The 24206-nt window shown below is 69.2% G+C and carries 12 protein-coding genes and 5 pseudogenes; 6 read left to right on the forward strand and 11 right to left on the reverse strand.

All coding sequences use genetic code 11. From position 1 onward, the window contains the following. Window positions 1–156: 156 nt before the first annotated feature. The 8 genes and pseudogenes from bcsB to dapC form a co-directional block, all read right to left on the reverse strand. Window positions 157–2489: pseudogene (gene bcsB / locus ACFJGX_RS17005) on the reverse strand (cellulose biosynthesis cyclic di-GMP-binding regulatory protein BcsB). 207 nt (window positions 2490–2696) lie between these two features. Beyond that, entirely contained in the window at window positions 2697–2945 is a 249-nt protein-coding gene (locus tag ACFJGX_RS17010; RefSeq protein WP_382157725.1) for a GlsB/YeaQ/YmgE family stress response membrane protein, read from the reverse strand. Between the two features lie 107 nt (window positions 2946–3052). Further along, window positions 3053–5060, reverse strand: a pseudogene (locus ACFJGX_RS17015) (ABC-F family ATP-binding cassette domain-containing protein). After that, window positions 5057–5962, reverse strand: a complete 906-nt coding sequence (prmB, locus tag ACFJGX_RS17020; RefSeq protein WP_382326620.1) for a 50S ribosomal protein L3 N(5)-glutamine methyltransferase — start codon at window positions 5960–5962, stop codon at window positions 5057–5059. Before prmB ends, ACFJGX_RS17015 begins: the two are co-directional and overlap by 4 nt. Before the next feature lie 7 nt (window positions 5963–5969). Continuing rightward, entirely contained in the window at window positions 5970–7142 is a 1173-nt protein-coding gene (gene dapE, locus ACFJGX_RS17025) for a succinyl-diaminopimelate desuccinylase (RefSeq protein ID WP_382326622.1), read from the reverse strand. A 4-nt stretch (window positions 7143–7146) separates the two neighbouring features. Beyond that, complete coding sequence (locus ACFJGX_RS17030; protein ID WP_291121522.1) at window positions 7147–8307, reverse strand: PilT/PilU family type 4a pilus ATPase; 1161 nt, start codon at window positions 8305–8307, stop codon at window positions 7147–7149. A gap of 40 nt (window positions 8308–8347) precedes the next feature. Continuing rightward, window positions 8348–9172, reverse strand: coding sequence for a 2,3,4,5-tetrahydropyridine-2,6-dicarboxylate N-succinyltransferase (dapD, locus tag ACFJGX_RS17035; RefSeq protein ID WP_382324965.1), 825 nt, complete (start codon window positions 9170–9172; stop codon window positions 8348–8350). A gap of 53 nt (window positions 9173–9225) precedes the next feature. Further along, the gene (gene dapC / locus ACFJGX_RS17040; RefSeq protein ID WP_382324963.1) at window positions 9226–10449 is read right to left on the reverse strand and encodes a succinyldiaminopimelate transaminase; all 1224 of its coding nucleotides are present in this window, start codon (window positions 10447–10449) and stop codon (window positions 9226–9228) included. Between the two features lie 150 nt (window positions 10450–10599). Here dapC and smc point away from each other — a divergent pair. From smc to ligA, 3 genes and pseudogenes are all read left to right on the forward strand, one after another. After that, a pseudogene (gene smc, locus ACFJGX_RS17045) lies at window positions 10600–14119 on the forward strand (chromosome segregation protein SMC). A gap of 14 nt (window positions 14120–14133) precedes the next feature. Continuing rightward, window positions 14134–15271: pseudogene (locus ACFJGX_RS17050) on the forward strand (cell division protein ZipA C-terminal FtsZ-binding domain-containing protein). Next, on the forward strand, window positions 15272–17344 hold the full coding sequence (ligA, locus tag ACFJGX_RS17055) for an NAD-dependent DNA ligase LigA (RefSeq protein ID WP_382324957.1): 2073 nt from the start codon (window positions 15272–15274) through the stop codon (window positions 17342–17344). A gap of 4 nt (window positions 17345–17348) precedes the next feature. On the opposite strand, the gene ACFJGX_RS17060 is transcribed toward ligA, so the two are convergent. Genes ACFJGX_RS17060 through ACFJGX_RS17070 form a run of 3 tightly spaced genes read right to left on the reverse strand, consistent with a single transcriptional unit; the run spans window position 17349 to window position 20531 of the window. After that, window positions 17349–19046, reverse strand: coding sequence for a ShlB/FhaC/HecB family hemolysin secretion/activation protein (locus tag ACFJGX_RS17060; RefSeq protein ID WP_382326625.1), 1698 nt, complete (start codon window positions 19044–19046; stop codon window positions 17349–17351). Window positions 19047–19066: 20 nt separating this feature from the next. After that, entirely contained in the window at window positions 19067–20119 is a 1053-nt protein-coding gene (locus ACFJGX_RS17065) for a collagen-like triple helix repeat-containing protein (protein WP_382328732.1), read from the reverse strand. Continuing rightward, window positions 20028–20531 carry a hypothetical protein gene (locus ACFJGX_RS17070; RefSeq protein ID WP_382324953.1) on the reverse strand — a complete coding sequence of 168 codons (504 nt, stop codon included), beginning with the start codon at window positions 20529–20531 and terminating at the stop codon, window positions 20028–20030. The genes ACFJGX_RS17065 and ACFJGX_RS17070 overlap by 92 nt, the downstream gene beginning before the upstream one ends. A gap of 459 nt (window positions 20532–20990) precedes the next feature. On the opposite strand from ACFJGX_RS17070, the pseudogene def reads away from it, so the two are divergent. From def to ACFJGX_RS17085, 3 genes and pseudogenes are all read left to right on the forward strand, one after another. Then, window positions 20991–21531, forward strand: a pseudogene (def, locus tag ACFJGX_RS17075) (peptide deformylase). A gap of 121 nt (window positions 21532–21652) precedes the next feature. Beyond that, window positions 21653–23083, forward strand: coding sequence for an efflux transporter outer membrane subunit (locus ACFJGX_RS17080; RefSeq protein ID WP_382326627.1), 1431 nt, complete (start codon window positions 21653–21655; stop codon window positions 23081–23083). After that, window positions 23080–24201, forward strand: coding sequence for an efflux RND transporter periplasmic adaptor subunit (locus ACFJGX_RS17085; RefSeq protein WP_382326629.1), 1122 nt, complete (start codon window positions 23080–23082; stop codon window positions 24199–24201). The genes ACFJGX_RS17080 and ACFJGX_RS17085 overlap by 4 nt, the downstream gene beginning before the upstream one ends. Window positions 24202–24206 lie beyond the last annotated feature (5 nt).

The raw sequence follows: 24206 nt of genomic DNA on the forward strand, positions 1-24206 counted from the left end.
GACTCCCACAAGGGCCAGTCGGCACAGGGGGCGGCCTGCGACATCCCGGGAAGGCCCGCGATCGCCAAGGCCAGGGCGCCTGTTGCGCCGCGGCCCCAGCGGGTGAATCGGAGAAGCCGGATGGGCCATGTCGGTGGTGTCATGGCTCGGTCGGTGTCACCCTGGTGGTCTTGAGGCGCCGCGCGGCGTACAGCTTGAGGCGGATGCGGGCCGCCCATACCAGCAGGCCCAATGCCAGGGCCAGGGCCGCGGCCGCCAGCCACGGATGCATGGACAGGAACAGGGACATGCGTGCCGCCCAGGGAAGCTGGCCGGTGTGATAGACGGACGCACCCTCATAGGACCGCACCTCCTGCTCGCGAACCACGGTGAGCCCCCCTGAATCTGTGCCGCTTGCGCGGACTCGAGCAGGGCGGCCGATATCCAGTTCAGGCCCCGGGTCTGGTCGCTGCTCAAGGCCACCACCGATCGGCCGGCCTGCAGGGGCGACTCAAAGCCGGCGATCACCGCCAGGCTGCCAGGTGCCTCCACCTGGAGTGGGGCCAGCGATGGGCTCGCCGGCGTGTCGGCGCCTTCGCGGGCAGGGTGCAGCCAGGATCGCCAGCCGGCCACCTGAGTGGCCGGACCGCGCGTGTCCCTGCGATGGGCGTCGAGCGCAAGCATCGGGCCCTTCTGCCAACGCTTGAGCAAGGTGTGCAACTGCGGCCCACCGATCAGCAGGAGGTCGCGGTCATGGACCTGTTCAAGCCTGTCGGGCGTGGTGATCTCGAAGTGCCAGGCGGGCGTGCCGGTCCAGCGGCCGAAACTGCCCATCACCGCCAGCAGGGTCTCGATCTCGTGGTCGTCGGGTTGTGAGGGCAGCACGATGGCGGTTTGTGCCAGATCCGCGTACCGCGTGAAGGGAAAGCCCGATCCCGCGAAAGCCGCCAGATCGGGCATCTGCAGAAAATGCGGCAGTGCCGAGAAATCCAGCGTGGACTCGGCGTCCACCGAGGCCCGGGTGGACTCGGCGCGCCAGGCGCAGTCGCCGGCCTGGGGCTTCATGCCCAGTGGCAGTTGCACTTCGAGCGTGTTGCTTTGTCGTGGCTGGAACTCGGGCAGCTTCACGCGCACCGACCCCGACGCCTCGTCCGCGTTGCCCAGCCATCGGCCCAGCCCGCCCAGGGCGTCTGAGGAAGAAGCGGCGGCCAGGCGCCAGGCGCGCACGAAGCTGTCGTTGAGCGCCAGGCTCATGAGCGCGTTGTCCGTTGGCGCGGGCACGGCGGTGTGGTAGCGCAGGTTCAGCAGCGCGCTGCGGCCGGGGCCTTGCCAGAGATCCGGCGGCGTGCGCCAGCGCACCCGCACGGCGTCGGGATGGGCGCCCTGGAGCTGGAGCGCGGCGCGCTCCGGCACCAGCTCCCCCAGGCGCACGGGCTTGTCCGTGGCGACCCAGTTGGGCGCGTCATAGGGCGGGCGGACGGGGATCGGCGCCAGCTCGTGAACCAGGGCCGTGCTCCCGCTCATGGCCTGGCGGCCGAGGATCAGGCCCAGGGCCGCCGTGCGGAGCTCCTGCTCGTTGCGCCCTTGCAGCACCAGCAGTTTGACGTGGGGCAGTTTCGGATGGCGCATCAGCCGCACCGTGGGGCCCAGTGCCTCGGGCAGTTCAAGGCCTTCGGGGCCTGGTTGTTGCGGGCTGACCAGCACGATGGCATGGCGATTGGGCAGGCGGTCGCGCCGCACCGGGAAGACCGCGCCGCGCTCCCCCGCGAGCGAGCCCAGCCACGAGGCGATGATGGACGCGGTGCTCAGGCGGTCGTGGCCCGGCTGGGGCCCGAGAACCATGGGCACCTCGACACGGCCGGCGCCACGGCGATCGAACCAGGGCGCGGGAAACAGGGCCAGCTCGTCTTCCAGGGCGAGCGGTCGGATCGCGAGTTCGAAGCCCGTCGCGTCCACATCCACTTCGGCCCACAGGCTGTTGTGCAGCGGGTCTTCGCACGCCAGGGTGTAGTGCCCGACCAGGCGCAGGCTGAGCCAGTTGTCGTCCACGAACAGACGCGGGTCGAGCTCGATGGTCCGCACGATCCGCTCACCCGCGTGGTCCGCGCGAATGGGAACGACGGACAACAGCTTGTCGTTGAGGCGGACCTGAAGGTGGACAGGGTGGGCAGCAGGGCCGGGGAGGGCGTGACTGCGAGGTTCAGGCGGGCGCGCACCACCATTTCATCGAGCCGCACGCCCAGATGGATGCGTTGCTCGCTGTGCGCGCCCCGAAGCGTCAGGCGGTTGCCCGTGAGCTGCCGCAAAGGCAGTTGCACGGTGCGCCAGGCGTCGGTGTTCTCAGCTGGGGGAGAAGGGGGCTGCTGGGCCCAGGCAGGGCCCTGCAAGACAGCCCAGATGCCGGCGAGCACGAGTGCCAGTCGTAGGCCGCGGGCGAAAGTGGAAACGGGGATGGAACGGGGAAACGGGGTGGGAGCGGCGAGGAGGAGGGGCACTGGACGCTGGGGCATGGGGCGAATGGCTGCGAACCATATCGCAGGCCATGCGCACAGCAGTCACAGGAGAATGAAGCGCTCCTATTCGGGATTCAGGCGCTTGTTTTCATGGCCCAAACGCACTTTTGAGTCTCCCAGCCACGGCCTCCACACCCGACGACCGTGCCAGATCCGGTGGTGGAGACGTGGGGGGGCATGCCAGCCGCGATGGGCCGGTGAGGTTCACTTCTTCTTGAAGAGGCCGTAGATCACCAGCAGCAGGATCGCACCGATGACGGAGGCGATGAAGCCTACCGGTTCGCCCTGTTGGTAGAAGCCGAGCGCGGAGCCCAGGTAGCCGGCGACGAAGGCGCCTGCCACACCGAGGATGGCGGTCATGATCCAGCCCATGCCATCGTCGCCGGGCTTGAGCGCGCGGGCAATGAAGCCGGCAATGAGACCGATGAAAAGCGTGCCGAGAATGGACATCATGTTGAGGGACCCTCCTGGTTTGTGTGAGAAAGGCCGGTCCGCTTGACCGGCCTGCACAGGATACTCCAGGGCCTCCCGCCAGGGTCTACAGGGTTGTCCCGCCCGGCTCAGGCGCCTGCCGCCGCCTCGATCGCCTCGTGCAGTTCCAGCCAGCGCGCCTCCAGCGTGTCGTTCTCGTCGTTCACGGCCTTGAGGCGGCGGCCCGATTCGGCGATGTCGGTCGGGCTGGCGGGCTGGCTCATGGCGGCTTCCAGGCGCGTTTTCTCCTGGGCGAGTTGCGCCATGCGCTTCTCGGTCTGTTCGAGCTCCTTCTTCAAGGGCTTGGTCTTTTCGGCCACCTGCTGGCGGCGCTGCGCGTCCTGGCGCTTCTGTTCCGGCGTGCGAGCGGGCTCGGACGCCTTGGGGGCAGCCACCGGAGCGGCTGCGGGCGGCGGCGCGGGGCTGCGCGACTGCCCACGCTGCTCCTGGCGTTGCGCCTCGCGCGATTGTTTGGCGACGTCGAGCAGGTAGCGCTGGTAGTCGTCGAGGTCGCCATCGAAGGGTTCGATGCCTCCGCGCGAGACCAGCCAGAACTCGTCGCACACGGCGCGCAGCAGGGCACGATCGTGGCTGACCAGCATGACGGTGCCTTCGAACTCATTGAGCGCCACGGACAGGGCTTCGCGTGTGGCCAGGTCCAGGTGGTTGGTGGGCTCGTCGAGCAGCAGCAGGTTGGGGCGCTGCCAGACGATCATGCACAGCACCAGCCGCGCCTTCTCGCCGCCGCTCATGCTGCCCACGCTCTGCTTGACCTGGTCGCCCGTGAAGTTGAAGTTGCCCAGGAAGCTGCGCAGGTCCTGCTCGCGCGTGGGCTGTCCGCTCAGGCGCCCTTGCGCGGTGCAGTCGCGCACCAGGCGGATCATGTGCTCCAGCGGGGTGTCGGCGGGGCGCAGCACGTCGAGTTCCTGCTGGGCGAAGTAGCCGATGTTGAGGCCCTTGCCTTCGGTGATCTGGCCCGCCAGCGCCTGCAGATCGCGGGCGATGGTCTTGACCACCGTGGACTTGCCCTGGCCGTTGGCGCCCAGGATGCCGATGCGCTGGCCGGCCAGCACCGAGCGGCTGATGCCGCGCACGATGGCCACCGGCTCGCCGCCGGGCTCGCGCGGCGGGTAGCCGAAGGTGACGCCTTCCATGGCCAGCATGGGGTTGGGCAGGTTCTGCGGTTCGCTGAACTCGAAGTTGAAGTCGGCCTCGGCCAGCACCGGCCCGATCTTCTCCATGCGCTCCAGCGCCTTGACCCGGCTCTGCGCCTGCTTGGCCTTGCTGGCCTTGGCCTTGAAGCGGTCGATGAACTTCTGCAGGTGGGCCATCTTCTCCTGCTGGCGCGCGTACGACGTGGCCTGCAGCGCCATCTGCTCGGCGCGCATGTCCTCGAAGCGGCTGTAGTTGCCGCCATAGCGGTTGAGCAGCGCGCGCTCGATGTGCACGGTGACGTTGGTGATGGCGTCGAGGAACTCGCGGTCGTGGCTGATCACGAGCAGGGTGCCGTCGTAGCGCTTGAGCCAGGCTTCGAGCCAGACCAGGGCATCGAGGTCCAGGTGGTTGGTGGGTTCGTCGAGCAGCAGCAGCTCGCTGGGGCACATGAGGGCGCGCGCGAGCTGCAGGCGCATGCGCCAGCCGCCGGAGAAGCTGTCGACCGGGCGCTCGAGTTCGTCGGTGCGAAAACCCAGGCCGAGGATCAGGGCCTGCGCGCGCGCGGGCGCGTCGTGCGCGCCGGCATCGTGCAAGGCCATGTAGGCGTGGGCCATGCGCTCGCCGTCACCGCTGTCTTCGGCGGCAGTCACTTCCTGCTGGGCTTTCAGCAGCGTGGAGTCGCCTTCGATGACGAACTGCGTGGCGGACATGTCGGTCTCGGGCATGTCCTGCGCGACCTGCGCCATGCGCCATTGCGGGGGCACGTACGAAGTCCCCCTTGTCTTCGTGCAGCGTGCCATCGAGCAGGCGGAACAGGCTGGACTTGCCGGCGCCGTTGCGGCCCACCAGGCCGACTTTTTCTCCCGGGTTGATGGTGCAGGAGGCGCCATCGAGCAAGACCTTCGCCCCGCGGCGAAGGACAACATTCTTCAAAGTGATCATGGAGCGGGCGCCTGCGAGATGGGCAGCGCCAAAAGGGATTCAAGGGTGAGCAGCAGGACCTGGTCGTCGCCTGCGCTGGTTTCGAGCCAGATGGCTTCGAGCTGAGGGAAGGCCGCTTCGAAGTGCTCGCGTTCGTTGCCGATCTCAAGCACCAGCACACCGTCGGGTTTCAGGCAGCGGGCCGCGCCGCGCAGCAGGGCGCGCACGAAGTCCATGCCGTCGCGGCTGCCGGCCGTGTTGCCGTCGAGCGCCAGACCGGGCTCGGCCAGGTACTCGGGCGGCAGCGTGGCGATGCTCTGCGCGCTCACGTAGGGTGGGTTGCACAGGATCAGGTCCCAGGGGCCGCGGCAGGCGGCCAGCCCATCGGACTCGACCAGCCGGATGCGGTGCTGCAGCCCATGCCGATCGACGTTGATGCGGGCCACGGCCAGCGCATCGGGCGAAATGTCGGCGCCGGTGACGCGCACATCGGGGTAGGCCATGGCGGCGAGCACGGCCAGGCTGCCGTTGCCGGTGCACAGGTCGAGCACATCGCGGGACCGCTCGTCCAGCCAGGGGTCGATCGACCCTTCGGCCAGCAGTTCGGCGATGAAGCTGCGTGGCACGATGGCCCGCCGGTCCACGTAGAACGGCACGCCCTGCAGCCAGGCCTCGCCGGTGAGGTAGGCCGCGGGTTCGCGCGTGTCGATGCGGCGCTGGATCAGGGCCAGCACGGCGGATTGTTCTTCGGCCGTCACGCGGCGCCTGGCCAGGGTTTCCAGGTCGCTGTCCAGCGGCAGGCCGAGTTGCCAGAGCACCAGCCAGGCGGCCTCGTCCTGGGCGTTGGTCGTGCCATGGCCATAGGCCAGCTGCGCGGCCTCCAGGCGTTGACGGGCTTGGATGAGGAGTTCGTTCAGGTTCACGGTGGGCTCAAGCAGGCGCACGGGCCTGGGCGTCGAGATGCTCCAGCGTGCGGCGGTAGATGTTCTTGAGCGGTTCGATGTCGGCCACGGCCACGTGCTCGTCGATCTTGTGGATGGTGGCATTGGGCGGGCCCAGCTCGATCACCTGCGGGCAGACCTGCGCGATGAAGCGGCCATCGCTGGTGCCGCCGGTGGTGGACAGCGTGGTGCGCACGCCGACCTCGTCGTGGATGGCCGCGCGCACCGCATCGACCAGCGTGCCCGGTGGCGTGAGGAAGGGCCGGCCTCCGAGCGTCCAGTCGAGGTCGAAGTCGGCGCCGGGCTGCAGGCCGTGGCGCTGCAGCAGCTCGCCGACCCGCTGCTGAAGGCCCTCGGGCGTGGACTCGGTGGAGAAACGGAAATTGAAATCGATCACCACCGTGCCCGGGATCACATTGCTCGCGCCGGTGCCGCCATGGATGTTGCTGATCTGCCAGCTGGTGGGCGGGAAGAATTCATTGCCACCGTCCCACACGGTGGCCGCGAGTTCGGCCAGCGCGGGGGCGGCGAGGTGGATCGGGTTCTTCGCCAGGTGGGGGTAGGCGATGTGGCCCTGGATGCCCTTGACGGTGAGCTTGCCGCTCATGGTCCCGCGGCGCCCGTTCTTGATCATGTCGCCGGTGCGCTCGACCGAGGTCGGCTCACCCACGATGCACCAGTCCAGCCGCTCGCCGCGCTGTTGGAGGGCATTGCAGACGATCACCGTGCCGTCCAGCGCCGGGCCTTCCTCGTCGCTGGTGAGCAGGAAGGCCACGTCGATGGCGGGCGCCGGGTTCGCGGCCACGAACTCTTCGCAGGCCACAACCATGGCCGCCAGCGAGGTCTTCATGTCGGCCGTGCCCCGGCCGAACAGCTTGCCGTCGCGGTGGCTGGGCACGAAGGGGTCGCTGGCCCAGGCGGTCAGCGGGCCGGTGGGCACCACGTCGGTGTGGCCGGCGAACACCAGGGTGGGCCGCCGGCCCTGGCCCAGGCGGGCCCAGAGGTTGGTCACACGAAAGTCGGCCGGGCCGCTCTCGATGGTCTCGCACGCGAAGCCCAGCCGCGCCAGCCGCGCGCCGATCAGCGCCTGGCAACCTTCGTCGCGGGGGGTGACGGAGGGGCAGGCGATCAGGGCTTCGGTCAGGCGCAGGGTATCGGTCATCGGATCAGAATTTGACGTCGAGCGTGAACTCGGTGAAGGTGGCGCTGTCGCCCCCGTCCTCTTCGCTGGCCTGCGCGGCTTCGCTCGCCTTGGTGGCGTTGAAGTCGTTCTGCAGGCGCCAGAGCAGGTTGTTGGGCGAATCGGCGTGGGCCAGGCCCTCGTTGCGCGCGACCAGGCCATCGTTGATCAGGCGGGCCAGGTCCTGCTCGAAGCTTTGCGAGCCTTCGGCCAGCGACTTCTCCATGGCTTCGCGCACACCCGAAAAGTCGGCCTTCTGGATCAGGTCGGCAATCAGCGAGGTGTTGAGCATCACCTCCGTCGCCGGCACGCGCCCACCGGTGTGGGTGCGCAGCAGGCGTTGCGAGACGATGGCACGCAGCGCGGCGGCCAGGTCGCCCAACAACGTGGGGCGCACCTCGACCGGGTAGAAGCTCAGGATGCGGTTGAGCGCCTGGTAGCTGTTGCTGGCGTGCAGCGTCGCCAGGCACAGGTGGCCTGACTGCGCGTAGGAAATGGCGGCCGACATGGTCTCGCGGTCGCGGATCTCGCCGATCAGGATCACGTCCGGCGCCTGGCGCAAGGCGTTCTTCAGGGCGACCTGGAGCGAGGCGGTGTCAGGCCCGATCTCGCGCTGGTTCACCACCGACTTCTTGTTGCGGTAGACGTATTCGATCGGGTCTTCGATCGTCAGGATGTGGCCCGTGGCGCGCTCGTTGCGGTGGTCGATCATGGCCGCCAGCGTGGTGCTCTTGCCCGCGCCGGTGGCGCCGACCATGAGCATGAGCCCGCGTTTTTCCATGATGAGATCGGCCAGCACCGGCGCCACGTTGAGCGAGTCCAGCGGGGGGATCTCGCTCGACACGAAGCGGATCACCACCGCGACGTGGCCGCGCTGGCGGAACGCGCTGACGCGGAAGTTGCCCAGGTTCTCCAGCGGCACGGCCATGTTGAGCTCGCCGGTTTCCTGCAGCTCTTCCATGCGGGTGGGCGGCACGATCTCGGCCAGCAGGTTGCGCGGCGCCTCCGGCGGCAGCACCTGGCTGTTGACGGGGATGGTCTGGCCGTTGATCTTGATCATGGCCGGCGCGTGCGCCGTCAGGTACACGTCCGAGGCCTTCTTGTCGGCCATCAGGCGCAGGATGCGCTCCATCGTTCCGCTGCTCATGCCATCTCCCTGTGGGTTGCTCCGGGCCGCCGCTGCCGCCTCAATCGCGCAGGAGGTCGTTCAGGCTGGTCTTGGCGCGGGTCTGCGCATCCACGCGCTTGACGATGATCGCCGCGTACAGGCTGTACTTGCCGCCGTCCTTGGGCAGGTTGCCGCTGATCACGACCGAGCCGGCCGGCACGCGGCCGTAGCTCACCTCGCCCGTGGCGCGGTCGTAGATCGGGGTGCTCTGGCCGATGTACACGCCCATGGAGATGACCGAGTTCTCCTCGATCACCACGCCTTCGACGACTTCGGAGCGGGCGCCGATGAAGCAGTTGTCTTCGATGATGGTGGGGCCGGCCTGCAGCGGCTCCAGCACGCCGCCGATGCCCACGCCGCCCGAGAGGTGCACGTTCTTGCCGATCTGCGCGCAGGAGCCCACCGTGGCCCAGGTGTCGACCATGGTGTTCTCGTCCACGTAGGCGCCGATGTTCACGTAGCTGGGCATGAGGATCGCGCCCTTGGCGATGTAGCTGCCGCGGCGGGCCACGGCCGGCGGCACCACACGCACGCCGGTGGCCTTCATCTCGGCTTCGCTCAGGTGGGCGAACTTGGTCTTGACCTTGTCGAAGAAGCCGAGGTCGCCGGCGCGCATGACTTCGTTGTCCTTCAGGCGGAAGGAGAGCAGCACGGCCTTCTTGATCCACTGGTGCACCGTCCACTGGCCCACGCCTTCGCGCGTGCGCACGCGCAGCTTGCCGTTGTTGAGCTCGGAGATCACATGCTCCACCGCGTCCACCACTTCCTTGGGAGCGGAGGCGGGGGAGAGTTCGGCACGGTTGTCCCAGGCGTTGTCGATCAGGGTTTGCAGTTGTTGGGTCATGGTCTCAGAGGAGCAAGGGTGAAGAAAAGGAGAGAAAGCGGGAGGGCGCCGCGTCAGGCGCGGCGCGACAGGAAGGCCTGGATGCGCCCGGCGGCTTCCAGGCATTCGGCGGGTTCGGCCACCAGGGCCATGCGCACGCGGCCGGTGCCCGGGTTCACGCCGCCGACCTCGCGGGCCAGGTAGCTGCCGGGCAGCACCGTCACATTGTATTGAGCCAGCAGCTCGCGGGCGAAAGCCTCGTCGGCGCTGAGGCCGGCCGCGGCGTCGGCAAACGAGGCTGGCACGGCGGCCCACAGGTAAAAGGAGGCGTCGGGCAGGGCCACGTCGAGCACCTGGGCCAGCAGCGGCGTGACCTGGGCGAATTTCTCGCGGTACTGGCGCCGGTTGTCCACGACGTGGTCTTCATCGCCCCAGGCCGCCACGCTGGCCGCCTGCACCACCGGGCTCATGGCGCCACCGTGGTAGGTGCGGTAGAGCAGGAAGGGCTTGATCAGCGAGGCGTCGCCCGCCACGAAGCCGCTGCGCAGGCCCGGCACGTTGCTGCGCTTGGACAGGCTGGTGAACATCATCAGGCGGCGGAAGTCGGTGCGGCCCAGGCGTTGCGCGGCTTCCAGGCCGCCCAGCGGGGCGTCGTCGCGGAAGTAGATCTCGCTGTAGCACTCGTCGGAGGCGATCACGAAGCCGTGGCGGTCGCTCAGCTCGAACAGGCGCTGCCATTCGTCCAGCGGCATCACGGCCCCAGCGGGGTTGCCGGGCGAGCACACGAACAGCAGTTGCGTGCGCGCCCAGACCGCCTCGGGCACGCTGTCCCAGTCGGCCGCGAAGTTGCGCGCGGGGTCGCAGGCCACGTAGTGCGGCTCGGCACCGCCCAGGAAGGCCGCGCCTTCGTAGATTTGATAGAACGGGTTGGGCATCACCACGGTGGCGCCCGGGCGCGTCGGGTCGATCACGGTCTGCGCGAACGCGAACAGCGCCTCGCGCGAGCCATTGACGGGCAGCACCTGGGTGGCCGCGTCCAGCGCCACGCCGTAGCGCCGCTGCACCCAGGCGGCACAGGCCTCGCGCAGCGCCGGCGTGCCCGCCGTGGCGGGGTAGCTGCTCAATCCGGTGTCGAGCGAGGCGGCCAGGGCCTGTTTCAGGAAATCGGGCGCGGCGTGCTTGGGCTCGCCGATGCCCAGGCTGATGGGGCGCAGGGCGGGGTTGGGGGTGATGTCGGCAAAGAGCTTGCGCAGCCGCTCGAAGGGGTAGGGCTGCAGGCGCGAGAGCAAGGGGTTCATGGCCGACGATTATCGGGCTTGGCGCAAAGGGTGCACCGTACCGTACCCCGGGGCGCATGCACGGTATCATCAGCCACCCCTCCATCGCGCCTGCGATGGAGGAAATGCCTTTGAAATCAAACACTTGGCTATGCCAGGGGGCCTCCCAGCGTGCGTCTCAACTCGATCAAGCTCTCCGGCTTCAAGTCCTTCGCCGAACCCACCAACTTCATGCTCCCGGGCCAGCTCGTGGGTGTGGTCGGGCCCAACGGCTGCGGCAAGTCCAACATCATGGACGCGGTGCGCTGGGTGCTGGGCGAGTCCAAGGCCTCCGAGCTGCGCGGCGAATCCATGCAGGACGTGATCTTCAACGGCACGACCTCGCGCAAGCCCGCCAGCCGTTCCAGCGTCGAACTGGTGTTCGACAACAGCGACCACCGTGCGGGCGGCCAGTGGGGCCAGTTCGGCGAGATCGCGGTCAAGCGCGTGCTCACGCGCGACGGCACCAGCAGCTACTACATCAACAACCAGCCGGTGCGCCGCCGCGACGTGCAGGACGTGTTCCTGGGCACCGGCCTGGGCCCGCGCGCCTACGCCATCATTGGCCAAGGCACCATCAGCCGCATCATCGAGAGCAAGCCCGAAGAATTGCGCCTGTTCCTGGAGGAAGCCGCCGGGGTTTCCAAGTACAAGGAACGCCGCCGCGAGACCGCGCACCGCCTGGCCGACACGCGCGAAAACCTCACGCGGGTGGAAGACATCCTGCGCGAGCTCAACGCCAACCTCGACAAGCTGGAGAAACAGGCCGAGGTGGCCGCGCGCTACAACCACCTGCAGGCCAGCGCCACGCTCAAGCAGCAGCAGCTGTGGTTCCTCAAGCGCAGCGAGGCCGAGTCGGACCAGGTCAAGGTGAAGACCGATGCCGCCCAGGCGGTCAACGACCTCGAATCGCGCACCGCCGACCTGCGCCGCATCGAATCCGAGCTCGAAACCATCCGCCAGGCCCATTACGCGGCCGGTGACCAGGTGAACCAGGCCCAGGGCAAGCTGTACGAGGCCAGTGCCGAGGTCGGCAAGCTCGAGGCCGAGATCCGCTTCGTGGTCGAGGGTCGCCAGCGCGTCGAACAGCGCCTGGTGCAGCTGAAAGAACAGATGGGCTCCTGGGCCACGCGCAGCCAGGACGCGGCGGTGGAGCTGGAGCAGCTCGCCGAGTCCATGGTGCAGGCCGAGGACCAGTCGATCGTGCTGGCCGCGCAGGGCGAAGAGCAGTCGGGCGCCTTGCCCGCGCTGGAAGACCACCTGCGCCAGGCCCAGACCCGGGCCAACGAGCAGCGCGCCAGCGTCACGCAGGTGCAGCAGCAGATCCAGGTGCTGGCCGCCGAGCAGCGCAACGTCGAAGAACAGAGCCGCACGCTCAACCAGCGCCGCGAGCGCCTGGTGGCCGACCGCAATGCCCTGGCCGCGCCCGACGAGGCGCGCCTGCTCAGTGCCCAGACCCAGCTGGCGCAGCGCGCAGGAGACCGCCGAACTCAACGACGCCGTGCTGCACGAGCTGCAGGACAGCGTGCCCCAGCTCGACGAGGCGCGCCGCGCCGCGCAGCAGGCGGTGAACCAGGAGTCCGCGAAGCAGGCCGACCTGTCGGCCCGCATGGAGGCGCTCAAGGCGCTGCAGGACAAGGTCAAGACCGACGGCAAGTTGAAGCCCTGGCTGGCCAAGCACGGCCTGGACAGCCTGCAGGGTTTGTGGAGCCGCATCCACATCGAAACCGGCTGGGAAAACGCCCTGGAAGCCGCGCTGCGCGAACGCCTGAGTGCGCTGGAGGTGTCTCGCCTGGACATGGTGCGCGCCTTCGGCAACGACGCGCCACCGGCCAAGCTGGCCTTCTACAGCCCACCGCCTGGTGCGGCCGCGAGCAGCAGCGCCACCGGCCTCAAACCCCTGGTGCAATGGCTGCGCCTGAACGACGCCGGCCAACAGGCGCTGTTGGCCGAGTGGCTGCACGGCTGCCTGACGGCGTCCAGCCTGGAAGAGGCGCTGGCCCAGCGCGCGCAGCTGCAGGCCGGCGAGTTGATCTTCGTCGCCAGCGGCCACGCCGTCACGGCGCACAGCGTGAGCTTCTACGCGCCCGACAGCGAGCAGGCCGGCCTGCTGGCGCGGGCCCAGGAAATCGAGAACATCGACAAGCAGCTCAAGGCCCAGGTGCTGATCGCCGAGCAGGCGCGCTCATCCCTGATCCGCGCCGAGGCGGCCTACACCGACGCTTCGCAGCGCCTGGTGAGCGCGCGCCGCGACGCCGCCGAGTCGCGCAGCCGAGCGCACGAGCTGCAGGTGGAAGCCCTGCGCCTGACACAGCTGGCCGAACAGACCCGCGCGCGCAGCGAGCAGATCGGCGCCGACCTGGCCGAAGTGGACGCCCAGCTCGACGAGCTGCAGGAGCGCCGCGTGACGGCCGAGGCCCGCTTCGAAGAGCTGGACATGCAGCTGGCCGACAGCCAGGAGCGCCACGCACAGTTCGACGACAAGGTGATCGAAGCCGAGCGCGCGCTGAACCAGGCGCGCGAGCAGCAGCGCTCGCTGGAGCGCACCGCGCAGGAAGCCGTCTTCGCGCTGCGCAGTCTGCAGGCGCGCCAGAGCGAGCTGCAGCGCGCCATGGAAACCGCGGCCACCCAGGAAAAATCGCTGGCGGACGAGCAGCAGCGCGCCAGCGACGAACTCGCCCGGCTGAACGACGCGGCGGCCCAGGCCGGTCTGCAGAACGCCCTGGCGATGAAGCTGGAGCGCGAGCAGGCCCTGGGGGCGCTGCGCAGCCAGTACGACGAACTTACCGCCAAGCTGCGCGCCAGCGACGAGCGCCGCCTGCAGCTGGAACGCGAACTCGAACCGCTGCGCAACCGCATCACCGATTTCCAGCTCAAGGAGCAGGCCGCCCGCCTGGGCGTGGAGCAGTACAGCCAGTTGCTCGAAGAGGCCCAGGCCGATCTGGCGGCGGTGGCGCAAAGCATCACCGAAGGCAATGTGCGGCTCGCTGGCCTGCAGGGCGAGATCGACCGCCTGCACCGCGAGATCCAGTCGCTCGGCGCGGTCAACCTCGCCGCGCTCGATGAACTCACCGCGGCGCGCGAGCGCAAGACCTTCCTCGACGCGCAATCGGCCGACCTGGTCGAGGCCATGAACACGCTGGAAGACGCGATCAAGAAGATCGACAACGAAACCCGCGAACTGCTGGGCAGCACCTTCGAGACCGTCAACGGCCACTTCGGCCGAATGTTCCCCGAGCTGTTCGGGGGCGGCAACGCCAGGCTGGTGATGACCGGTGAGGAGATCCTCGATGCCGGCGTGCAGGTGATGGCGCAGCCGCCCGGCAAGAAGAACCAGACCATCCACCTGCTCTCGGGCGGCGAGAAGGCGCTGACCGCCATCGCGCTGGTGTTCGCCATCTTCCAGCTCAACCCCGCGCCGTTCTGTCTGCTGGACGAGGTGGACGCGCCGCTGGACGACGCCAACACCGAACGCTATGCGAAACTGGTGACCGCCATGGCCAAGGAAACCCAGTTCCTGTTCATCAGCCACAACAAGATCGCCATGGAAATGGCCGAGCAGTTGATCGGCGTGACCATGCAGGAGCAGGGCGTCTCCCGCATCGTGGCGGTGGACATGGAATCGGCCGCCGGCATGCTCGAACCCACCTGATCACACTCCACACCATGAGCACATTGCAAATCGGTCTGGCGATCATGGGCGGTCTCGTACTGGCGGGCCTGGTGGCCTACAACGCCTGGACGACCAGCCGCAGCGCGCCGCGCACGGCCCGCGAACGCAGCGAGGCGCCGCGCGACGAAGTGGCTGGCGACGAGACCCTGCCTTACACGCCGGCCGACCTCTCCGAGCACGAGATCCAGCGCATCGACCCGGTGCTCGGCGACATGCCAGGTGCCCCCGCGCCGCCCGATCCGGCGGCGATCGCGCAAGCGGCCGCGGCGGTGAGCCTCAACCCCCTGATGACCCAGCCGCTCGAGAAGCGCCCGGGCCTGGACGCGCTGATCGACATCATCGCGCCGCTGCTGCTGGAGCACGAGGTCTCTGGCGACGCCTTGCTGGCGGCTCTGCCGGGCACGCGGCGCGTGGGCAGCAAACCGTTTGCCGTGGAAGGCCAGAGCGAGACCACCGGCGAATGGGAAAGCCCCCGCCTGGGCCAGCGCTACCGCGCGCTGCAGGCCGGCGTGCAACTGGCGCAACCGCTCGGGGCCGCTCAACGACATCGAGTTCTCCGAATTCGTGGTGAAGGCCCAGGCCTTCGCCGACGCGGTCGGCGCCTCGCCCGATTTCCCCGACATGCGCGCCGAGGTGGCCCGGGCCCGCGAGCTGGATGCCTTCGCCAGTGGGCACGATGCCCAGCTGGGCTTCACGCTGCGCGCGCGCCGCACTGCCTGGAGCCCGGGCTATGTCGCGCAGCACGCGTCCAAGCTCGGCTTCGTCGCGGGGGCCCTGCCCGGGCGCATGGTGCTCTCGGGCAGCCAGAGCGGCCAGGCACCGATCCTCAGCCTCATGTTCGACCCGCAGGCCGCCATGGCCGAAGACCCCGAACAGACCGCCCTGCGCGAGATCGCGCTCTCGCTCGAAGTCACGCACGTGCCGCGCAGCGAACAACCCTTTGTGCGCATGCGCCAGGCCGCCACGGCGCTGGCCGAGGCCATGGAAGGCGTCGTCACCGACGACGGCGGCCAGCCGCTGTCCACCGACACCATGGACCGCATCGGTGCCGACCTCGAAAGCCTGTACGACGCGCTCGACAGCCGCGACCTGTCCGCCGGTTCCCCGCAGGCGCGCCGACTCTTCTCCTAAATGACCGCTGACCTGTTTGCCGAGCCGCCGTCGCCGGCCGCGCGCGCCGCCGAATTGCGCGCGCAACTGCACCACCACGCCCACCGCTACTACACGCTCGACGAACCGGAGATCCCCGACGCCGAGTACGACAGGCTGTTCCGCGAGCTGCAGGCCATCGAGGCCGCGCACCCCGAACTGCTCATGCCCGACTCGCCGACCCAGCGCGTGGGCGGTGCGATCCTGAAGGAACTGGTGCCCGTGCGCCACGCGGTGCCGATGCTCAGTATCCGCACCGAGACCGACACCGAAGCCACGGGCGCGGTGGCCTTCGACGCGCGCGTGCGGCGCGAGCTCAAGCTGAGCGAAACCGATCCACCCGTCGACTACCTGGCCGAACTGAAGTTCGACGGGCTGGCCATGAGCCTGCGCTACGAGCAGGGCGTGCTGGTGCGGGCCGCCACGCGCGGTGACGGCGAGACCGGCGAGGACGTGACCCACAACGTGCGCACCATCGGGCAGATCCCGCTGCGCCTGCCCGAGGGCGTGCCGGAGGTGCTCGAGGTGCGTGGCGAGGTGTACATGCGCCGCGACCAGTTCGAGCGGCTCAACGAACGCCAGCGCGAGAAGATCGCCAGTGGCGCGAAGGGCGAGAAGACCTTCGTCAATCCGCGCAACGCCGCCGCCGGGGCCGTGCGGCAACTCGACTCGAAGATCACGCGCGACCGTCCCCTGAGCTTCTTCGCCTATTCCTGGGGCGAGGTGCTGGGCGATGCCGAGCCGCCTGCGACGCAGTACGACTGGCTCATGCGCCTGAAGGCCTGGGGGTTCCCGGTCGCCGAACAGACCACGCGCTGCCGCGGTGCCGATGAGCTCGTGGCCTTTCACCGCCGCATCGGCGAACTGCGCGACACGCTGCCGTTCGACATCGACGGCGTGGTCTACAAGGTCGATTCCCTGGCGCGGCAGAAGCAGATGGGCTTTGTCACGCGCGAGCCGCGCTGGGCCGTGGCGCACAAGTACCCGGCGCAAGAACAATTGACCACCGTCCAGGCCATCGACGTGCAGGTCGGCCGCACCGGCAAGCTCACGCCGGTGGCGAAGCTGGCACCCGTGTTCGTGGGTGGTGTCACGGTGACGAACGCCACCTTGCACAACGAGATGGAGGCGCGCCGCAAGGACGTGCGCGTGGGCGACACGGTGATCGTGCGCCGCGCGGGCGATGTGATTCCCGAGGTCGTCTCGGTGCTGACCGACAAGCGCGTCGGCGATCCTCCGCCGTTCACCATGCCCGCCCAATGCCCGGTGTGCGGCAGCGACGCGGTGCGGGAAGAGGGCGAGGCCGACCACCGCTGCACCGGGGGCCTGTTCTGTGCCGCGCAGCGCAAAGAGGCCATCCTGCACTTCGCGCACCGCCGGGCCGTCGAGATCGAGGGCCTGGGCGACAAGCTGGTGGAGCAACTGGTCGACAGTGGCCTGATCAAGACGCTGCCCGATCTCTACAAACTCGGTTTCACCGCCCTGGCCGGGCTGGACCGCATGGCCGAGAAGTCCGCCAACAACATCGTGGCCGCGCTCGAGAAATCCAAGCGCACCACGCTGCCGCGTTTCCTCTTCGGCCTGGGCATCCGCCACGTGGGCGAGGCCACGGCCAAGGAACTGGCGCGCCACTTCGGCCAGCTCGACCGCATCATGGACGCCAGCGTCGAAGCCCTCTCGGAGGTCAACGACGTGGGCCCGGTGGTGGCGCAGAGCATCCACACCTTCTTCGAACAGCCGCACAACCGCGAAGTGGTGGAGCAGCTGCGCGCCTGCGGCCTGAGCTGGGAAGAGGGCGAGCCCGCCGCGCGCGCGCCGCAACCCCTGGCCGGCAAGACCTTCGTGCTCACCGGCACCTTCCCCACGCTCAGCCGAGACCAGGCCAAGGACCTGCTCGAAGCCGCGGGCGCCAAGGTGGCCGGCTCGGTGAGCAAGAAGACCGACTACGTGGTGGCCGGCACCGAAGCCGGCAGCAAGCTGGAGAAAGCGCAGACGCTGGGCGTGGCGGTGATCGACGAAGCGGCCATGCTGGCGATGCTGGGCACCGAGGCCTGACGCTTCACTCGCCCAGCCGGTAGCTCAGCGTGAGGTTCGCGCGCCAGTGGCGCTGCGTGTTCTCCAGCGGCATGTCCCCGGTCGGCTTCGACACGGCCAGATCGAGGTTGTACTGCCGGTGGTTGGTCAGCCTCAGGCCCAGGCTGACCGAACTCAGCTGCGCAGGTGCCGGCGTCGCCAGGCGGGCGTACACACGGGCGGCCTCCAGCAGCACGTAGGGTTGCCACTGCCGCAACCAGGTGCCATCGACCGCGAACACGCGGTTGAGCTCCAGGCCCAGACCCCAACCCGAGTCGCCCACCGCTTCACCGGCGCCGTAGCCGCGCGCGAAACGGTTGCCGCCGAAGGACAGCTTCTCGCTGCTGGGCAGGTTGTGCGGGCTGTATTGCATGGCGAAGGACACCGCGGTGCCGAAGCGGTTGGCGAAGCGGTGCTGGTGGCTGGCCTCGGCCTGCAGGCGCGCGAAGTCCAGCTTCACCGCGCTGGGGCCTGAGAGCCCGGGCACGTTGCTGGTGATGCCCGCGTCGGCGCCGAGGCCCGAGAGGCCATGGGTCAGCCGCAGGTTGAGCTGCACGCTGTCGTTGGGCTTCTGCGCGGTGTAGCTCAACTGGCCGAACACGGCGCGCACCTGGGTGTCGTCGGTCAGCTGTGCGCCGTTGGCGGGGTTGGCGAGGCTGTCGCGCGTGTTCACGCCGTACAGCCCGGTGCTGGCCACCCAGCTGGTTTCCCGTGACAGTTTCAACGGCAGGCTGGCCGTGAGTTCGGCCCGCTCGACCTCGGTTCTTCGCTGCAGCGGGTTGCTCACCCCGAGTTGCTCGTCGGGATCGCCCCGGTAATGCGAAAGCGACCCTCTGACCGACCATCCCCGGCTGCCGAGGACTTGCTCGTAGTGCAGGGCGTTGTACCGGTCGTTGTCCGCCGTGGACAACAGGGTGGAGACACCGAGCTGGCTGCCGGCCACGAGGGGATCGTTCAGCACGCCGGTGACCACGGCGCGCGGATTCGGCTTGCGCGTCTCCAGGCCCACGGCGACGTCATAGGGCTTCTGGTTCGCCTGGATGACCAGTGTGCTGGCCCCGTCGGTGCTCGTGGGCAGTTGCACCTGCGCCTGGATGCCCATGCCCGGCAGGCGGCCGAGCAGGGCGGTGAAGTGTTCGAAAGTGGCCGTGCGCAGCGGCTTCTCATGGCGGATGTGCTCGGCGATCTCGCGCAACCGGGCCTCGGCCTTGCCGGGGTGGCCTTCGATGCGCACCGTCTGCACATGGCCTTCCACGGCCACCACGCGCACCACGCCGTGCTGGAAGTCCTGCTTGGGCACGAAGAAGAACGAGAGCGCGTAGCCGCGCTGCTGGTACAGCGTGGTCGCCTGCTGGGCGCGCGCCACGATGTCGCCCACCGTGACCGACTGCCCGGCCAGCGGCGCGAACAGCGCGGCCACCGTCTCGAAGGGAATCGACTGCACGCCCTCGATGTCGAACTTGCGCGGTGTGAGCCGCGCGTTCAACACCTCGGCGCCTGGTGGGGCGGGGGCCTGCACATCCACGTCCACCCGCACATCCGCGCCCGGCTGCGTGGGCAGCGCGGGGCGGGGCAGGGTGTCCAGCGGGCTGCCGACCGGGGCGAGGGCTTGCGCCCCCGCACCCGTGCGCACCCACCAGGCGGCCCCCGCCAGCAGCAGTGGTCGCGTGAACTGGCTTGGCATGTGCTCCCGCCCTCCGTGCGTCAGCGGCGCAGCGCGCCGGTCAGGCCACCGGTGATGCCACCGAGGGTGTTGGTCAGGGTGGTCGTCAGCGGGGTGGTGGTTCCACCGCCGGCAGCGGCGCCGCCACCCACGGTGGCGGTGATGCCTCCGGTCAGCGCGCCGACGGTGTTGACCACGGGCGCGAGCACGTTGACCGCACCGCCCGTGCTGCCGCCGCCGACGGCGCCGCCGGTCAGGCCGCTCACGGCACCGACGACGGGTGCCAGCACGCCCCCCGCGCCGCCGCCACCGCCCGTGGTGCCGCCCACGGCGCCGCCGATGTGGGCGACCAGGCCGCCGGTCTGGTTGACCACCTCACCCAGGCTGTTGACCACGGGTTGGCTGCCGTTGCCCTGCACACCCACACCCAGCTGTTGCACCGCGCCGCCGGTGGTCACCAGCAGGTTGCCGACGGGTGTGCCGACGCCGGTGGCATCGTTCACCCGGGTCGCCACTTGCGTCACACCGGTGGTGATGGGCACGATCGCGGTGTTGATCGCGCGGCCCACCTGTTCGACCGGGCTGACGGCGCCGCCGTTGGCGGGCCCGCTCACCAGGTCACCCGTGTGGCCGAGCGTGCGCGAGGTGTCGCCGAGGACCTCGCCCACATCCCGGGTGAGCGGCGTGTTGCTGCCTGCGAGCTTCCCGCCCGCCTGGCCCACGGCCGCTGAAACGGGGTCGATGACGCGGTCCACCACGGGACCCAGGCCCGTGGCCTTGCCCACGGTCTGCGTGGCGCCCACGCCGGTGTTCACCACCGTCTCCACCACCTTGCTGGCGCCGCCCAGCAACTGGTTGGCCGGGCCCGTGCCCAACTGCGTTTCCAGACCCTGCCCCACGCGGCTGACCACCTGGCCGGCCTGATCCACGGCCTGGCCCGCGACGTTGGTCACCGGACGCAGGGCCGAAGTGGCCGGGTTCTGGCCCAGGCCGGTGACGACGTCACCCGCGCTGGACACCGCGTTGCCCGCCTGATCCACCGCGCCGCCCAGGCCGGCCGCGGTGACGCCCAGGGGGTTGTCGACCTTGCCGATCTGGCCGACGCCGTTTGCGCACCGCCGAACCCAAGGCGCTGACCACGCCGCCGGTGTGGCCGACCACGCCATCCACGCCTTGCGCCGAGGCACCGCCCACCAGGGGTTTGACCACGTTGGACACCGTGCCGCCCAGGCCGGAGACGGCCTGGCCCAGGTCGGTGACCGTGTTGCCTTGCTCGCGCACGACCGCGGCCAGCGGGGAGCTGCTGGTGCCACCACCGCTTCCCCCACCGCCATTGCCGCCACCACCACCACCACCCGAGCCTCCGCCCGAGGAAACGGCCGCGCCGTCGCCGGCGGTGTTGAGTGAACCCGTGCCAGAGCACCCGCCAAGGACCAGCAGGGCCGCAGCGAGCACGGTCAAGCCGGCCCGAGCCGGGCCGTGGGAACGATCGATAATCCTTTTCATGGATATCCTCCTGGTAAAAAATAAAGCAAGTGCAGACACCCCCGGCCAATTCCGGGGGCGGTTGCCAGCAATTCATCGACGGGTCGGGAAACAACATTAATTTGTTTCACCTTGCCTCGGAATTAATTCCCGGTGCGGACATCCGGTGCGAAATGGCTGACTCCCGCGACCAGTCTAGAGACTGTTGTTGCAATTCGCAGCAGGGTTTACTTGCTCAGAAAGAGCGGCTCAATCTCGCTGCATCCGGACGGCATGGGGCCCTTTGACGAAGGGAAAGCTGTATTGCAACGGGAAATGCAAACTTTATTCAACAGGGCAATCTGTCTTTCATTTCAATTTCCATAGAATGATTTTCCAATTGGTCAAATTTGAACGAGCGGCAGAAATCCCAATGTCCCGCGACTTTTGACACGGCAGCGGCATCACCCATTCCCACTTCCAATTCCACATCGGAGCGACATGAGCATCCAGACCATCCTCAAAATGGGGGGATCCGCGCCTGCTGCGGCACGCCCAGCCCGTCACCTCGTTCGACACCCCCGAGCTGCACCAGCTCGTGGTCGACCTGCAGGACACCATGGCCGCGGCCCACGGCGCCGGCCTGGCCGCGCCGCAGATCGGGGTTGATCTGCAGGTGGCGCTGTTCGGCAGCGGCCTGCCCAACCCCCGCTACCCCGATGCGCCGCCGGTGCCGCGCACGGTGCTGATCAACCCCGTGATCACGCCGCTGGGGGACGAAGAGGAGGAAGACTGGGAAGGTTGCCTGTCGGTGCCGGGCATGCGTGGCGTGGTGCCGCGCTGGCGGCGCATCCGCTACCAGGGCTTTGACGTGCAGGGCCGTTCGATCGACCGCGAAGCCGAAGGCTTTCACGCCCGCGTGGTGCAGCACGAATGCGACCACCTCTGGGGCACGCTGTACCCGATGCGGGTGCGCGACTTCCGCCGCTTCGGCTTCACCGAGGTGCTGTTCCCCGGTCTGGCGGCCGCCGAAGACGACTGAAAAACCGCCTCCAAACGGCTGTTACAAACCGCGCCGCAGTTGAAACGTATTGAAATATCCAGTCAGCGAAATCGACTAGAGTCAGTCCCCGGCATAACAACCGAACAGGGACTCCCTTTCCATGAAGCGAATGCTTGTCGTGGCGGCCAGCGCGGCCGTACTGAGCGCCTGCAGCGTGACCAAGCCGCCCGCCACTGTGCCGGTGGACTTGCCGTCCACCTGGTACGCACCGCCGCTGGCACACCAGGGCAGCACCGAACAGCTCACCGCCTGGTGGAGCCGGTTCGATGACCCGGTGCTGACCGACTGGGTGGCGCGCGCGCAGGCCCAAAGCCCTTCCGCCGCATCGGCACGCGCACAGGTGTTCGCCGCCCGCGCGGCACGCCTGGGTGTGGAGGCCGAGACCGGCCCGCAGCTCAACGCGGTGGCGAACGCCAGCCGCGGCCGCACCGATCCGACCCAGCCGCTGGGCACCTCGTTGAATGCCGGCCTGCAGGCCTCATGGGCGATCGACCTGTGGGGCGGCAACGAGGCCCGCCGGGGCAGCGCCGAGGCGCAACAGGAAGCGGCCGGCGCCGGCTGGCACCAGGCCCGCGTGCTGGTGGCCTCGGAACTCGCGCAGCTGTACTTCGCCCAGCGCCTGTGCCGCGAGCAACTGGCGGTGGCCGCGCGCGACCGCGACTCGCGCGCCGTGACAGCCGAGAACAACGCGGTCTCCGAACGCGCCGGCCTCACGGCGCCGGCCGTGGCCGCGCTGGCGCGCGCCAGCGGTGCCGAGGGCTCCGCGCGCTTCCGGCAACAGGACGAAGTCTGCGAGCGCCAGGTGAAGTCGCTCACCGCGCTCACCGGCGTGCCCGAGCCCGACGTGCGGCAGCGGCTGACCGCCGCGCCCGACCTGCAGGCACTGCTGCAATCCCCGCGCATGGACCAGTTGCTGTCGGTGAACGCCGTGCCGGCCGAGGTGATCCGCCAGCGCCCCGACGTGTACCGCGCCCAGCGCGACCTCGTGGCGGCGAGCGAAGATGTGGGCGTGGCCCGCGCCGCCTTGCTGCCCAGCCTGTCGCTCTCGGGCAGCCTGCTGCGCAACCGCTTTTCGGGCGGCGGCACCGAGGGCACCTTCAACACCTGGTCGGTCGGCCCGCTCACGCTGAGCATGCCGCTGCTCGGGCGCGATGCCCTGCGCGCCAACACCGACAGCGCCCAGGCGCGCTACGAAGCCGCCGCCATCGCCTACGCCGGCACCTTGCGCCAGGCCGTGGCCGAGGTGGAGCAGGCGCTGGTGAGCATCTCCAGCCTGCGCGAGCGCGTGGCCTCCACCGACACCGCCGTGGCCGGCTACGGCCAGTCCTTCCAGGCCACCGAGGCGCGCTACCGCGTGGGCCTGGCCAGCCTGAACGAGCTGGAAGAGGCGCGCCGCCTCAAGCTCGCGGCCGACAGCAGCGCCGTGGCCCTGCAGCAGGAACGCATCAACGCCTGGATCCAGTTGTACGTCGCCCTCGGTGGCGGCTTCGACCCCGTGAACAACCCCGACGCTCTCAAAGACCCATCATGAACGCCGTTCCTCCGCAATCGCGCAAACGCTGGCTCTGGCTGGCCATCGCCCTGGCCGTCGTCCTTCTGGGCGTGTTCTGGGTCTTCATCAAGAAGCCGGGCAACGCCGACGCGCCCACGCCCGCCGCCGAAGCCGCACCAAGGCCCTCGCTCACCGTCACCGTGGCCAAGCCCACGCGCGGCAACCTGCCGATCCGCCTGCAGGCCAACGGCAACATCACGGCCTGGCAGGAAGCCAGCGTGGGTGCCGAGGTCAACGGCCTGCGCCTGGCCTCGGTGAACGTGAACGTGGGCGACGTGGTGCGCAAGGGCCAGGTGCTGGCCGTGTTCGCCAACGAAACCACCAAGGCCGACAGCCTGCAGAGCCAGGCCAGCCTGGCGCAGGCCGAGGCCAGCTTCGAGAACGCCAAGGCCGACGCCGACCGCGCGCGCTCGATCCAGGACACCGGTGCGCTGTCGAAATCGCAGGTGGCGCAGTACCTCACGCAGGAACGGGTGGCCCGCGCGCAGTTCGAGGCCGCCAAGGCCGCCTTCGGCGCGACCGAGGTGCGACTGGGCAACACGCGCGTGCTCGCGCCCGACGACGGCGTGATCTCCGCGCGCACCGCCACCGTAGGCGCGGTGGTGGGCGCCGGTCAGGAGCTGTTCCGCATGGTGCGCCAGAGCCGCATGGAATGGCGCGGCGAGGTCACGCCCAACGAGGTGGGCCGCATCCGCGTCGGCCAGAAGGTGCAGGTCACGGGGGCCACCGGCCTGGAGATCAACGGCCAGGTGCGCGCCATCGCGCCCAGCGCCGACCCGCAGACGCGCAACATCCTGGTCTTCGTGGACCTGCCGCGCCACGCCGAACTCAAGGCCGGCACCTTCGCCAAGGGCAGCTTCGACCTCGGGCAGAGCGAGGCGCTCACCGTGCCCAGCCAGGCCATCGTGGTGCGCGACGGCAGCAACTACGTGTTCGTGGTCGACGCGCAGAGCAAGGCCAACCAGCGCAAGGTGCAGACCGGGCGGCGGGTGGAGGAGCGCGTCGAGGTGCTCGAAGGCCTCAAGGCGGACGAGGCGGTGGCGGTGCAGGGTGCGGGCTTCCTGAACGAAGCCGACCTGGTCAAGGTCGTTCAGTGAGGGCG

The sequence above is a fragment of the Hydrogenophaga sp. UC242_50 genome (genome assembly GCF_042697355.1).
Classification (GTDB): domain Bacteria; phylum Pseudomonadota; class Gammaproteobacteria; order Burkholderiales; family Burkholderiaceae_C; genus Hydrogenophaga.